Here is a 12,972-nt window from a genome sequence, read left to right as displayed (position 1 = left end):
AGGGTGGCCCATAGGGTGGCCCAGGGGGTAGCCTGGGCGGCGCCGCGGGTCACGCGGCGGACAGCACGACGCGGCCGGTGACGCGGCCCTCGCGCAGCCGGTTCAGGGCGGCGTCCGCCTGCTCCATCGGCATGGTGGAGACGGGCAGCGGCGACAGCCGCCCCTCCTTCGCCAGCCCGACCACCGCGCGCAGGTCGCCCGGAGAGCCGACATAGGAACCGCGCAGCGACAGGGCGCGCATCGCCATCAGCGGCAACGGCACCGCCAGCTCGCCGCCGAACAGGCCGACCTGCACCAGCGTCCCGCCCTTCACCAGCGCATCGAAGGCGAAGCGCGCCGTGGCGGTGCCGTTGACCAGGTCGATCACGGCGCGCACCGGGCCGCCGCAGGTCTCGACGATCCGCGCGGTGGTGTCCTCGCCGCCCGCCTGCACCGTGTCGGTGGCGCCCGCCTCGCGGGCGGTGGCGAGCTTCTCCGCGGAGACGTCGACCGAGACGATGCGCCGGTGCCCCAGCGCCCGGAGCATGGCGATGGCGTTCAGCCCCAGCCCGCCCGCCCCGACCAGCACGATGGGCGTATCCGGGGGCAGCGGCATCACCTTGCGGATCGCCGAATAGACGGTGATGCCGGAGCAGGCATAGGTCGCGGCCACGGCCGGCTCGATCCCGTCCAGGTCCACGAGGTGGCGCGGCTCCGGCACCAGCACGTGCGTCGCGTAGCCGCCGTTCTGGAAGATGCCCAGCGCCTTGCCCTGGAGGCACATGTGGTCCTCCTCGGCGAGGCAGCGGTCGCAATGGCCGCAGCCGACCCAGGGGTAGACGACCTTCGCCTGGCCCGCCGTCAGCCCCTTCGCCTCGGGGCCCCAGCGCAGCACCTTGCCGACGATCTCATGCCCCATGGCCAGCGGCAGGACCAGGCCGCGGTCCTTCATGGTCATCTTGCCGCGGCTGCCGAGGTCGTACTCGCCCTCCCAGATGTGCAGGTCGGAATGGCAGACGCCGCAATGCGTCACCTCCAGCAGCACCTGCTTCCCCACCGGCTCCGGGGTGGGCAGCTCGATCTCCTGCAACGGCTTCCCGTTCTCCACGACGGCCCAGGCCCGCATCCTCGCGCTCCATCCCTGATGACGATTGGCGCAGGATGGCAGCAGCCCCGGGCCGGCATGGCAAGCGGGCAGCGTCGCGCCGGGACGACAACCCCGTCCGCCCGACGGCGTTCTCCGCAGGCCGAGCAGGAGGACAGGCGATGAACGAGATGCTTTCGCGACTGGGCGGCGCCGCGCTGAACGACATGCGCGGGACGCCGCTGGACAGCATCCTGAACCAGCTCATGAACGGCCAGCAGGGGGCGTCCGGGCTCCAGGCGCTGGTCGACCGGCTGCGTCAGGGCGGGCTGGGACCGCAGGTGGATTCCTGGGTCGGCGAGGGCGAGAACGCGGACGTCGCCCCGCAGGATCTGGAGCGTGCGCTGGGCGCCGAGGAGATCGGACGTATGTCGCAGGCGACCGGCGTGCCGCAGCAGGGCATGTCCGGCATCCTCGCGGCGCTGCTGCCGATGCTGATCAACGCCCTCACCCCGCGCGGGCAGCTCCCGACACGGGACGAGGAGCTGCCGAGCCAGGGCTCCTCCGGCGGACTCGGCGGCATCCTCGGGGGTATCCTGGGCCAGCTGGGGGGCGGCGGCGGACAGGCGCCGACCTCCGGCACGGGCAGCTTGCAGGACATCCTCGGCTCCCTCCTGGGCGGGCGTGGGACGCAGCGCTGAGCCGGTGCGCAAACCGCGCCAGCCCATGTCCGATGGTGATGGTCGGGCGCGCGGGCGCAGGCTGGGCGGCCTCAGGCAGCGCCCGGCCCAACGCGAGGGGCAGACGCGGCGCAGCGGCCGCGTCCATGCCATCGGGCACCAGTCCGACGTCAGCCCCTGCCAGCCCATGGCGATGCGGGCGCTGGCCCCGTGATCCAGTCGGCTCCCGTCGCCGTCCCAGGCCTGGACGCGGCCTTCCGCGAGTTCCGCGCCCGCTTCCTCGCGGCGGAGGACCGTCCGGGCCGGCGGGTTTCGCAGTGCGGCTGTACGGGCGCCGCGACGCTTCCCGCACTCGGTCCGGTGGACCGGGGCGTCAGTGGGCCGCGGCGTTCCGTACCGCGCCCTGCTGGCGGACCATGCGCGCCACCTCCTCCGCGCTGGTGAAGCGGGGAAAGGCCCCGGCCGCCAGCGCATCCAGGCTGGGCGACGGCAGGCCGAGGCGGCTGGCGTAGATCCAGGAATAGGTCAGCACGCGCTGCACGAAGTTCCGCGTTTCATCGATCGGGATGGATTCGATGAACAGGAACGGGTCGTCGCGATGCTGGTTGGAGGGCTGCCAGCGCTGCAGGTTGCCGGGCCCGGCATTGTACCCGGCCAGCACCCGGATGAGGTCGCCCTTCACCTGCTCCTGCTGCGCCAGGTGGTGGAGGTAGCGCTGTCCGATCTCCAGGCTGAAGGCGGGGTCGTGCAGGCGCTGCGCCCCCAGCGGCCCGCCCAGCGAGGAGTCGTTGGCGACGAAGGCCGCGGTGGCCGGCATCACCTGCATCAGGCCGCGCGCCCCGGCCCCGGACACCGCCCGGGGGTCGAAGTTCGATTCCTGCCGGGCCAGGGCGTAGATCAGCGCGGGATCGACGCGGTAGCCGTTGAGGGGCTCCAGCTTGGGCACGGGGAAGCGCGTGAAGTCGCGCGGGCGGCCATCCTCCGTCTGGGCCAGCCCGGCGAGCTGGGCGGCGAACTCCGTCATCCCCGCCTGGGTCGCGGCGGCCAGCGTCGCGCGGGAGAGCATCGGGTTGCCCTGCACGGCGGGCCAGAGCCGGCGCAGCTCCGCCTCCGCCCGGTCCTTCTGGCCGACCTGGAGCAGGGCGAGCGCCCGCCAGCCGCCGGCATTCTCGGCCAGGGCGGCGGCCTCGATCTCCGCGGCCGAGTCGCGCTCCCAGGCGAAGCCAGGCGGCAGGCCGAGCGCGCGGCGGGCCACCAGCCCGTAGAAGGTCCGCGGCTCCTGCGCCGCCTGGAGCATCCAGGAGACGTAGAGCTGCGGCTGCCGGGCCCGGACGGCCGCGCGGGCGGTCCAGAAGGCGGCGGCGGCGCGCAGCACGGCCGGGGCGTCGTCGGCCCGGGCGGCGGCTTCGAAATAGGGCCGGGCGATGTCGAACTGCCCGCGGCCCCAGGCGGCGAGGCCCGCGACGAAGGCCGGCAGGGCCCGGCCGGGGGCGTTGCGCACCGCCTCGGCGGCGACGCGGAACGCTTCCGTGTCGTCGCCGCGCTGGAACAGGGCCTGCGCCACCTCGCCCTTGAGCAGGGCGGCATAGGCCGGAGTCATGCCGCGCGTGCCGTTGATCAGGCGCAGCGCCGCGGTGGCATCGCCCGACTGGGCCCGGTCGCGGACGGAGCGGTCCAGGGTCTGGTTCCGCACGACCGCCCGCGAGGCGGGGGTGCTTTCCTCCGGCACGATGTCCGTGGTGGCGGCCAGGGTGGCATCCGACGGGGCCGGCGGCAGGCTGGCCCCGCGCGGGCTGCGCTCGGCCAGCAGGGCGTAGATCGCCGGGGCGTCCGGATGGTCGGCGTTGGCGGCCAGCCAGGACTGGAGCTGGGCCGGGCTCGGCTCCGTCCGCTTCGCCAGCCAGCGCTCGGCCAGCAGGTGGCCGACCAGTCGGCGATCCTCCAGCAGGGAGATCTCGCGGTCGGCACCGGCGATGTCGCCGCCCTTCTGCAACTCGAAGGCCCGCCGCAGACGGGTGGCGTCGGAGGGGGCGAGCGGCTGCGGCAGCCCGGCCACCTGGCCGGGGCGGAGGGCGGGGGCGACGGCGATCTCGCTGAGCCGCACGGAGCGTCCCAGCGGGTTCGCCCGCGCCGCCCGGCTGGAGGAGGCGAGGACCACCTGCGGCGCGGGCTGGGGGCGCGCGGAACGGGCGGCTTCGGCGAGGCTCGCGACCTGCCGGCGTGGCGTGGCGGCCCAGCTGCCGCGCCGGTCCGTGGCGGGCAGGATGCGGATGCTGGCGCTGCGCGTCAGCGTGTTTCCCCGGGACGGGACGGCAGGCTGCTGGGTGACGGACAGGTCCAGCGGGGTGTGCGGAAGGGTCTGGGCGGTACCGGTCCTCGGCAGGGTGCTGCCGAGCAGCGAGGCCAGCATGACGGTGGCGACGCGGGCGGTACGGCGGTGATGAAGGGACAGGGTGAAAGGTCGTCTCGCGACGGCGTTCGTGTTCTGGGCTCCCATGGCGCCGTGGGCGTAGCGGGGGCGGCCCCGGTGACGCAACCCCCAAGGACGAGACGAATCTCACGCCACGGGATTTTCCCGGTCTGGCGGGCCCCTGCCCCGCTCAGCCGCCCCCGTCGCGCCCGGCATCCAGGCGGCGCCGCAGCAGGATCAGGTCCTGCCACGCCTCGCGCTTCGCGGCCGGCTGGCGCAGGAGGTAGGCGGGGTGCAGCGCCGGCAGGGCGGGGACGCGGCCCAGCCCCTCGACCTCCAGCATGTGCCAGCGGCCCCGCAGCCGCGTGATCCCCTCCTTGGCCCCCAGCAGCGCCTTCGCCGCCGTCCCCCCGAGCAGCACGACGAGCCGGGGCCGGGCCAGGGCGATGTGGCGACGGGCGAAGGGGAGGAAGAGCGACACTTCCGCGTCGGTCGGGGTCCGGTTCCCGGGCGGGCGCCAGCACAGGATGTTGGTCAGGTAGAAATCCCGCTCCCGGCTCAGCCCGATGCTCGCCACCATCCGGTCCAGCAGCCTGCCCGAGACGCCGACGAAGGGCTTGCCCAGCCGGTCCTCGTCGGCGCCGGGGGCCTCGCCGATCATCATCAGCCCGGATTCCGCCACGCCGTCCGAGAAGACGATGTTCGTGGCGGTGTCGCGCAGCGCGGCCTCGAACCGTTGCATCGCCGCCTTCAGCGCCTCCAGGCTGTCGGCCGCGGCGGCGAGGTCGGCCGCACGCAGCGCCGCCGGGGCCAGCACGGCCCCCGGGTCCAGCGCGGCACGGAGCGGCCGCGCCGGGGGGGCAGCCGGCGGGCGGCGGGCGGGCGGCGCCGCGGCCTCCGGCGGGACGGCGACCGACGGCGTAGCGGCGGCCAGCGGCGCCGCGGCCGGGCGCGGGCGGGCGCGGTCGAGCGGCGCGTCCTCCAGCGCCTCGTCGGCGCCCCAGGCGATCTGCAGGGCGAGCGCCGCGCGCAGGGCGTCGGCCTCCGTCATATCCATGCGGCGGATATCAGGCCCGGCCGGGGTTCCGTGCAACCGGGCGGGTGCTACATCCGGCGGGTGGCCGGGGAATGGGGGAAGCGCTTTGTCCGACCGGGAGGCGATGGAATTCGACGTGCTGGTGGTGGGGGGTGGCCCTGCGGGGCTGGCCGCTGCGATCCGGCTGAAGCAGGTCTCGCCGGGGCTGAGCGTCTGCCTGGTGGAGAAGGGCAGCGAGATCGGCGCCCATATCCTCTCCGGCGCGGTGCTGGAGCCGCGGGCGCTGGACGAGCTGTTCCCCGACTGGCGCGACGACCCGCCGGCGCTCGCCACCCCGGCCGGCGAGGACCGCTTCATGCTGCTGACCGAGAGGCGGGCGTTCAGGCTGCCCACGCCGCCGCAGATGCACAACCACGGCAACTGGATCGTCAGCCTGGGCAATGTCTGCCGCTGGCTGGGCGCGAAGGCCGAGGCGCTGGGGGTGGAGGTCTATCCGGGCTTCGCGGCTTCCGAGACCATCCTCGAGGACGGGCAGGTCCGGGGCGTGGTCGCCGGGGTGATGGGCATCACCCGCGACGGCGAGGAGGGGCCGAACTTCCAGCCGGGGATGGAGCTGCGCGCCACCTACACCCTCTTCGCGGAGGGCTGCCGCGGCTCGCTGACCAAGCGGCTGGAAGCCGGGTTCGACCTGCGCCGCGACGCGTGGCCGCAGACCTATGCGCTGGGCATGAAGGAGCTGTGGGAGATCCCGAAGGAGCGGCACACGCCCGGGCTGGTGTGGCACTCCGTCGGCTGGCCGCTGCCGCGCGACACCTATGGCGGGTCGTGGCTGTACATGCTGGGCGAGAACCTGGTCTCCACCGGCTTCGTGGTGGGGCTGGACTATCCCAACCCCTGGCTCTCCCCCTTCGACGAGTTCCAGCGCTTCAAGACCCACCCCGAGGTGCGGAGGATGCTGGAGGGGGGCAAGCGCATCGCCTACGGCGCCCGCGCCCTGAACGAGGGCGGCTGGCAGTCCATCCCCCGCCTCGCCTTCCCCGGCGGCGTGCTGATCGGCGACGGGGCGGGGTTCCTGAACGTGCCCAAGATCAAGGGCACGCACCTGGCCATGAAGACGGGCATGCTGGCGGCCGAAGCCGCGGCCGAGGCCCTGGCCGGCGACCGGCGCGCGGTGCTGGACGCCTATCCGCGGTCGATCCAGTCCTCCTGGGTGGCCGAGGAGCTGAAGGGCGTGCGCAACATCCGCCCGGGCTTCGCCAGGCTGGGCTTCTGGGGCGGCATGGCCCATGCGGCGCTGGACACCTACGTCCTGAAGGGCCGCGCGCCCTGGACGATGAAGCACCACGCGGACCACGAGACGCTGCGCGACGCGGCGCAGAGCCCGCGCATCGCCTATCCGAAGCCCGACGGGGTGCTGAGCTTCGACCGGCTGTCCAGCGTGTTCCTGTCCAACACCAACCACGAGGAGGACCAGCCGGTCCATCTGGTGCTGAAGGACCCGGCGCGCTGGAAGCCGGTGAACTGGGACCGCTTCCGCAGCCCCGAGAGCCGCTACTGCCCGGCCGCCGTCTACGAGGCGGTGGGGCCGGAGGCGGAGCGCGTGCTGAAGGGCGAGCCTGACGCCCAGGCGCTGGAGGCGCCGGGCGGGCAGAGTGCCGAGGTCGAGGCCGGCGACGCCGCCGCGCGCCTGGTGATCAACGCGCAGAACTGCGTCCACTGCAAGACCTGCGACATCAAGGACCCCAGCCAGAACATCGACTGGCACACCCCCGAGGGCGGCGGCGGACCCAACTACATCGGCGGCATGTGAGGGCGACGCGCGGCGGGGCTACTTGCCCCGCCGCAGCGCCCGCGCATTGGCGGCCACGCGCTTGCGCGCCGGGGCCACTGCGGCCTCGGTCACGGCCTGGATGTGCTCGCCGCGCAGCGCCGCCTGCCCGGCATCGACGAAGCCCTGGGTGAAGGCGAGCTGCTTCTCCATCGCCATGTCGGCCAGCGTCGCCGCGGCGGTGCCCGGCCGGGTCATCAGCTGTGCGCTGCGCATGGTGAAGACCAGCCCGGTCTGCCAGGCGAAGAGGCCCCAGCGCGTCGCCTCCGTCAGCGGGTTGGGCATGGACATCAGCGGGATGTTCGGCCGGGGCAGGCCGGCGCGGCGCTTCACGCGCGGGCCCTTACAGCGAGGCCAGGACGGCGTCGACGCCGCTGACCTCGAAGGCGCCCGGCGCCTCCACGGCGATACGGGCGACGACGCCGTCCTTGATGACCATGGCGAAGCGCTGCGAGCGCACGCCGAGGCCGCGCGCGGTCAGGTCCAGCTCCAGCCCCAGGGCCTTGGTGAGCGCGCCGGACCCGTCGGCCAGCATCGCCACCTGGTCGGTGATGCCCTGGTCCTTGCCCCAGGCCGCCATCACGAAGGCGTCGTTCACGGCGACGCAGGCGACCCGGTCCACGCCTTTCGCCCTCAGCTCCGCCGCCTTCTCCACATAGCCGGGCAGGTGCCGGGCGGAGCAGGTGGGGGTGAAGGCCCCGGGAACGCCGAAGAGGACGGAGGTGCCGCTGGCGAAGAGGGTCCCCGTGTCCACCTCGCGCGGGCCCTCGGCGGTGGCCTGCATGATCTTGACCGCGGGGAAGCGGTCTCCGGGCTGGATCGTCAAGGCGAAGCTCCTCGGGCATGGGCGGCACGGCGGGCTCCGGCGGAACGGTGCCGGCCGGGCCTCTCCGCGCATCTCAGCCCGCGGCCGGGCCGTGTCAATGTTGCGGGACGTGACGGCGCCTCACTTTTCGCGTCCGCAGCAAAGGCATGCGGGCGGTGCTTGCGAGGCGCGTGCGAGGCCGCCACATTCGGGGGACCATGGCTCGGCGACCGCAAGACGACCCCGATCCCTCCCTGCCGGAGGAGAAGGATTCCGATCACCGGCGACCCTCCCGCCGTGGCGGCACGCGCGGGCGGCGGCCGACCTCCACGATCGGCGCGACGGACCAGGGCGGCTACCTCGCCGGGCAGATCCTGATCGCCATGCCGTCGATGCAGGACCCTCGCTTCGCCCGCAGCGTGATCTGCGTCTGCGCGCATTCGCCCGACGGGGCGATGGGAATCGTGCTGAACAAGCCGATCGAGAACCTCTCCTTCGACGACCTGCTCAAGCAGCTCGACGTGGCGCCGGTGCCGCCGGCGCGGCGGATCGCGCTGCATGCGGGCGGCCCGGTGGAGGGCGGGCGCGGCTTCGTGCTGCATACCTCCGACTGGTCCAGCGAGGGCAGCCTGACGGTCGATCCCTCCCTGGCGCTGACCGCCAGCGTGGACATCCTGAAGGCGATCGCGACCGGCGGCGGACCCCGGCGCGGGCTGCTGGCCCTGGGCTATGCCGGCTGGGGCCCCGGGCAGCTGGAGCACGAGATCCATGGCAATGCCTGGCTCAACGTCTCGCCCGACGAAGCCCTCCTGTTCGAGGAGGAGGAGAACGACGCGAAGTGGCGCCGGGCCCTGGCCAAGCTGAGGGTGGACCCGCTGCTGCTGGTCGGCACGGCCGGCCGCGCCTGAACCGGCGCCCCGGCCGGCCCCCGGGCGGGGCGGACCCTGCCGGCGCGGCGCGTGCTCAGCCGCACACCATCTCCCGCAACCGGGCCGCCAGCGCGTCCAGGGTGAAGGGCTTGGTGAGCATCTGCATGCCCGGGGCCAGCCCTTCCGGGCCGAAGGCATCATCGGCATAGCCGGTGATGAACAGCACCTTCAGCTCCGGCCGAAGGGCCCGCGCCGCCTCCGCCAGCTGCCGGCCGTTCATCCCGCCCGGCAGGCCGACATCGGTGACGAGCAGGTCGATCCGCCCGACCGACTGCATCAGGGCGAGGCCATGCGGGCCGTCCGGCGCCTCCAGCGCGCGGTAGCCGAGCTCCCGCAGCACCTCGATGACGACCTGCCGGACGGTGTCCTCGTCCTCCACCACCAGCACCGTCTCCCCGGCGCCCGGGTCCGGTGCGACGAGGGAGGCGGCGGAGAGCCGCTCCGCCTCCGCGGCGCCGCTGTGCCGTGGCAGGCGGATGGAAAGGGCGGTGCCCTGCCCCACCCGGCTCTCGATGCCGACCTGCCCGCCGGACTGGCGCACGAAGCCGTAGATCATCGACAGCCCCAGCCCGGTGCCCTGGCCGATGGGCTTGGTGGTGAAGAAGGGATCGAAGGCGCGGCGCATCACCTCGGGGGTCATGCCCGTCCCGTTGTCGACCACGCGCAGCAGCACGCCGTCCGCCTCCGCCGCCGGCCCCGCGGGATCGTTGCGGGTCTCGATCACCACGCGCCCGCCGCCCGGCATCGCGTCGCGGGCGTTGATGACCAAGTTGAGCAGGGTGTTCTCCAGCTGGTTCGCGTCGCAAAGCGTGGACCACAGTCCCGGCCAGGCGCGGATCTCGAGCTGGATGGCCTCGCCCAGGCTGCGGCGGAGCAGATCCTCCATCGAGGCGACCAGCCGGTTCACGTCCACCGGCCGGGGGTCGAGCGGCTGCCGGCGGGCGAAGGCCAGCAGGCGATGGGTCAGCGCCGCCGCGCGGTGGGAGGAGGCGATGGCCGCCCCGATGTAGCGCTCCAGCCCCTCCGGGCGGCCGCCGGCGATGCGGTTGCGCAGCAGCTCCAGGCTGCCGACGATGCCGGTCAGCAGGTTGTTGAAGTCGTGCGCGATGCCGCCGGTGAGCTGGCCCACCGCCTCCATCTTCTGCGACTGGCGCAGCGCCTCCTCCGTCTGGCGCTGGCGCGTGATGTCGTCGATCAGCACCACCACCGCGACCGGCTGGCCCAGCTCGTCGCGGACCGGCGCGGCGCGGATGGATAGCCAGGCAATCTCGCCGTTGCGGTGGCGGTACTGCATGTCCTCCGGCCCCGTCGCCTGGCCGCTGCGCAGCACCTTCGCGCCCGGATACTCCTCCCGCGCATAGGGTCGGCCATCGGGGTGGATCGCGCCCTGGAAGAGATACGGCCCCGACGAGCCCAGGATGGTGCGCGCCATGGCGTTGGCCGAGCGCAGCGTCCCGTCCGGGGCATCCAGGATGAGGACGCCCAGCGGCAGGTGCGTCAGCACCGCGTCGAGCTGCGCCCGCTCCCGCGCCAGCTCGGCCGTGCGCTCGGCCACGGTGCGTTCCAGCCCGGTGCGCAGCCCGTGCAGCACCTGCTCCACCCGCTTGCGCTCGGTGACGTCCAGGATGACGCCGGTCAGCCGGATGGCCTGGCCGGAGCCGTCGCGCTGGAAGCGGCCGCGGGTGGCGACCCAGCGCGGCCCGCCCTCGCGCGAGTGCAGCCGGTACTCGTGGGAGATGGTGGTGTCGTAGCCGGCGACGGCGGTCCGCAGGCTGGCCAGCACGCGCTCGCGGTCCTCCGGCAGCATGGCTGCCGCCGCCCGCTCCAGCGGCACGCCGGAGGCGGCCTCGGCGACGGTGAGGCCGTAGAGGCGGGCGAAGCGCGCATCGGCGCGCAGGCGGCCGGCCGGCAGGTCGATCTCATAGGTTCCGACGGTGTCGGCGGCATCGAGGGCGAGCTCCATCCGCTCCTCCACCTCATGCCGCGCGGCCAGCGCCGCGTCACGCTGGGCCAGGGCCCGCCGCAGCTCGAGCTGGTTCATCACCTGGCGCGCCAGGGCGAGCAGGGCGGAGGCCTGATCCGGCGCCAGGCCATCCGGCCGCGGCACGTAGTCCAGCACGCACAGGCTGCCGAGCGGCAGGCCGTCCGCGGAATGGAGGGGCGCGCCGGCGTAGAAGCGCAGGTGCGGCGCGTCGGTGACCAGCGGGTTGCCGGCGAAGCGCGGATCGCGCGTGGTGTCCGGCACCACGAAGAGCTCCCGCTGCAGCATCGCATGGGCGCAGATGGAGACGCCCCGTTCCGTCTCGCGCACGCCCAGGCCGATTTCCGACTTGAACCACTGCCGCACCTCGTCCACCAGCGTGACGACGGCGATCGGGGCGTGGCAAAGGCGCCCGGCCAGGGCCGTCAGCTCGTCGAAGCCGGGCTCTGGCGGCGTGTCGAGGATGCCGTAGCTGCGCAGGGTGGCGAGGCGGGTCGGCTCGTCCCAGGTCGGCTCGCAGGCGGGTGCCGCCCCGCCCGGGGTGCCGGGCGGCGCATCCGGGTCAGGCGCGGCGGGACGACGGGACGAGGCCACCCCGCGGCTTTGCCCCGTCCCCGCGGGGGAGACAAGGGCGCCGGGCGCCTCGGCCACTCAGGCCCGCTTCACATTCCACAGATAGGGGTTCGGCCCCTGGAGCACGCCGGAGAGGTCGGCGCGGAAGCCCGTCTGCAACACGAACAGCCCCGTGGGGATGAAGGGCACGCTGTCCCAGGCCGCCTGCTGCACCGCGCGGAAGGCAACGGCCTGGGCGGCGGCATCGGGCGCGTAGAGCCAGTCCTGGATCGCCGCCTCCGCCACCGGGTCGGTGGGCCAGCCGAACCAGGCGGAGGCGCCGTCGCCGCGCACGCCGTAGTTCACCGCCGGATTCGCGACCGAGCCGGCGGGGAAGTTGGTGGGCAGCAGGCTCCAGCCCCCCTTCTCCACCGTGTCGCGGTTGGTGCGGCGCTGGAGCACCGTCGCCCAGTCCGTCTCCACCAGATCAACGTTGAGCCCCATGCGCGTGAGCAGGTCGGCGGCGAGCCGCCCCTGCGGTGCGATGGCGGCGAAGTCGGAGGGGTTGAGGATCACCACCTTCGCCCCCGCCTGCCCGGCCTCCTTCACGATCGCCCGGGCGCGGTCGAGGTCGCGCGGCGCGGCCGGGCGGTTCTCCACCCCGGCCAGGGTACAGGGGAACATGGCGTGGCATTCCTGCCAGTCGTTCGGCTGGGCCACGCTGGCCATGTGGTCCGGCTGGCTGACCATGTCGCGCAGCGCGCGCCGCACCTCCACCCGGTCGAAGGGCGGGTGCAGGTGGTTGGGCCGCAGCACGCCGAGGAAGCCGGTCGGGTCGTAGACCTGGGTCCGCAGGTGTGGGTCGCGCTGCATCTGGGGAACCAGGTCGGGCAGCGGGTACTCCACCCAGTCCACCTCGCCCGTGCGCAGCGCCGCCGCCGCCGTCGCGCCATCGGGGATGATGTGCCACTCCAGCCGGTCGAAATGCACCCGCTTGCCGCCGGAGGCGCCGTTCGCCGGCTCCTCGCGCGGCACGTAGGCGTCGTTGCGCGCATAGGCGACGCGGCTGCCGGAGACGAACTCGTCGGCCAGGAAGCGCCAGGGGCCGGAGCCGGTGATCTCGGTGATCGGCTGGTTGCCCGGGGTGCGGGCGAGGCGCTCCGGCATGATGAAGCAGGGCACCGAGGCGGGCTTGCCCAGCGCGTAGAGGAAGGCCGGGAAGGGCCGCGTCAGCCGCACCGTGAAGGTCCGGTCGTCGGTCGCGCGCCACTCCCCCACCACCTTGCGCAGGATCTGGCCGAACAGGTCGCGCGAGGCCCAGCGCTCCAGCGAGGCGATGCAGTCCGTGGCGCGCACCGGCTCGCCGTCGTGGAACTTCAGCCCCTCGCGCAGGCGGACGGTCCAGGTGAGGCCGTCATCCGAGACGCTGTGCCCCTCGGCCATCTGCGGGTGCAGGGCGAGCGTCGTGTCGGTGGCGTAGAGCGTGTCGAAGACGCAGAAGCCGTGCGTCGTGGTGATCGTTGCCTGGAGGAAGATCGGGTCCAGCACGGTCAGCGCCGCCTGCGGCACGAAGCGCAGCGTCCGGGCGCGGGCGGCCGGCGCCACGGCGGGCTGGGCCAGCGCGGGACGCGCCAGCAGCGGCGCCGCGGCAGCGGCCGTCAGCAGGGTGCGGCGATGGAGCATTCCGG

The 12,972-nt window shown here is 73.9% G+C and carries 10 protein-coding genes; 3 read left to right on the top strand and 7 right to left on the bottom strand.

Annotation, left to right across the window (positions count from 1 at the left end):
- Positions 1 to 49 precede the first annotated feature (49 nt).
- Positions 50 to 1,105 (bottom strand): alcohol dehydrogenase, encoded by a 1,056-nt coding sequence (locus LPC08_RS06855; protein ID WP_230451965.1) that lies wholly within the window; start codon positions 1,103 to 1,105, stop codon positions 50 to 52.
- Between the two features lie 35 nt (positions 1,106 to 1,140).
- Here LPC08_RS06855 and LPC08_RS06850 point away from each other — a divergent pair, with 35 nt between their 5' ends.
- Positions 1,141 to 1,764 (top strand): YidB family protein, encoded by a 624-nt coding sequence (locus LPC08_RS06850; protein WP_441295832.1) that lies wholly within the window; start codon positions 1,141 to 1,143, stop codon positions 1,762 to 1,764.
- Between the two features lie 352 nt (positions 1,765 to 2,116).
- Here the strand turns inward: LPC08_RS06850 and LPC08_RS06845 are convergent, their stop codons facing one another.
- Together LPC08_RS06845 and LPC08_RS06840 are read right to left on the bottom strand one after the other, a co-directional pair.
- Entirely contained in the window at positions 2,117 to 4,240 is a 2,124-nt protein-coding gene (locus tag LPC08_RS06845) for a lytic transglycosylase domain-containing protein (protein WP_230451963.1), read from the bottom strand.
- A gap of 103 nt (positions 4,241 to 4,343) precedes the next feature.
- Entirely contained in the window at positions 4,344 to 5,210 is an 867-nt protein-coding gene (locus LPC08_RS06840; protein WP_230451962.1) for a uracil-DNA glycosylase, read from the bottom strand.
- A gap of 103 nt (positions 5,211 to 5,313) precedes the next feature.
- On the opposite strand from LPC08_RS06840, the gene LPC08_RS06835 reads away from it, so the two are divergent.
- Positions 5,314 to 6,999 carry an electron transfer flavoprotein-ubiquinone oxidoreductase gene (locus LPC08_RS06835; protein WP_230453002.1) on the top strand — a complete coding sequence of 562 codons (1,686 nt, stop codon included), beginning with the start codon at positions 5,314 to 5,316 and terminating at the stop codon, positions 6,997 to 6,999.
- A gap of 18 nt (positions 7,000 to 7,017) precedes the next feature.
- Here the strand turns inward: LPC08_RS06835 and LPC08_RS06830 are convergent, their stop codons facing one another.
- A complete protein-coding gene (locus LPC08_RS06830) occupies positions 7,018 to 7,350 on the bottom strand; it encodes a hypothetical protein (RefSeq protein ID WP_230451961.1) in 333 nt (110 codons plus the stop codon).
- Positions 7,351 to 7,360: 10 nt separating this feature from the next.
- The gene (locus LPC08_RS06825; protein WP_230451960.1) at positions 7,361 to 7,843 is read right to left on the bottom strand and encodes a peroxiredoxin; all 483 of its coding nucleotides are present in this window, start codon (positions 7,841 to 7,843) and stop codon (positions 7,361 to 7,363) included.
- Between the two features lie 197 nt (positions 7,844 to 8,040).
- Between LPC08_RS06825 and LPC08_RS06820 the strand changes: the two genes are divergently transcribed.
- Positions 8,041 to 8,730 carry a YqgE/AlgH family protein gene (locus LPC08_RS06820; RefSeq protein ID WP_230451959.1) on the top strand — a complete coding sequence of 230 codons (690 nt, stop codon included), beginning with the start codon at positions 8,041 to 8,043 and terminating at the stop codon, positions 8,728 to 8,730.
- Between the two features lie 55 nt (positions 8,731 to 8,785).
- On the opposite strand, the gene LPC08_RS06815 is transcribed toward LPC08_RS06820, so the two are convergent.
- Together LPC08_RS06815 and LPC08_RS06810 are read right to left on the bottom strand one after the other, a co-directional pair.
- Positions 8,786 to 11,326 carry a PAS domain-containing protein gene (locus tag LPC08_RS06815; protein WP_230451958.1) on the bottom strand — a complete coding sequence of 847 codons (2,541 nt, stop codon included), beginning with the start codon at positions 11,324 to 11,326 and terminating at the stop codon, positions 8,786 to 8,788.
- Between the two features lie 57 nt (positions 11,327 to 11,383).
- Positions 11,384 to 12,967 (bottom strand): ABC transporter substrate-binding protein, encoded by a 1,584-nt coding sequence (locus LPC08_RS06810; RefSeq protein ID WP_230451957.1) that lies wholly within the window; start codon positions 12,965 to 12,967, stop codon positions 11,384 to 11,386.
- Positions 12,968 to 12,972: the final 5 nt, after the last annotated feature.

This window comes from Roseomonas sp. OT10 (assembly GCF_020991085.1).
Classification (GTDB): Bacteria; Pseudomonadota; Alphaproteobacteria; order Acetobacterales; family Acetobacteraceae; genus Roseomonas; species Roseomonas cutis.
The sequence above is the reverse complement of the archived record's forward strand: the minus strand, read 5'-3'. Positions and strand labels throughout refer to the sequence as shown.

Bases quoted from the DNA above. Each gene is read 5' to 3' on its own strand.
- LPC08_RS06855 (WP_230451965.1), bottom strand. From the start codon at position 1,105: ATGCGGGCCTGGGCCGTCGTGGAGAACGGGAAGCCGTTGCAGGAGATC.
- LPC08_RS06850 (WP_441295832.1), top strand. From the start codon at position 1,141: ATGGCAGCAGCCCCGGGCCGGCATGGCAAGCGGGCAGCGTCGCGCCGG.
- LPC08_RS06845 (WP_230451963.1), bottom strand. From the start codon at position 4,240: ATGGGAGCCCAGAACACGAACGCCGTCGCGAGACGACCTTTCACCCTG.
- LPC08_RS06840 (WP_230451962.1), bottom strand. From the start codon at position 5,210: ATGGATATGACGGAGGCCGACGCCCTGCGCGCGGCGCTCGCCCTGCAG.
- LPC08_RS06835 (WP_230453002.1), top strand. From the start codon at position 5,314: ATGGAATTCGACGTGCTGGTGGTGGGGGGTGGCCCTGCGGGGCTGGCC.
- LPC08_RS06820 (WP_230451959.1), top strand. From the start codon at position 8,041: ATGGCTCGGCGACCGCAAGACGACCCCGATCCCTCCCTGCCGGAGGAG.
- LPC08_RS06810 (WP_230451957.1), bottom strand. From the start codon at position 12,967: ATGCTCCATCGCCGCACCCTGCTGACGGCCGCTGCCGCGGCGCCGCTG.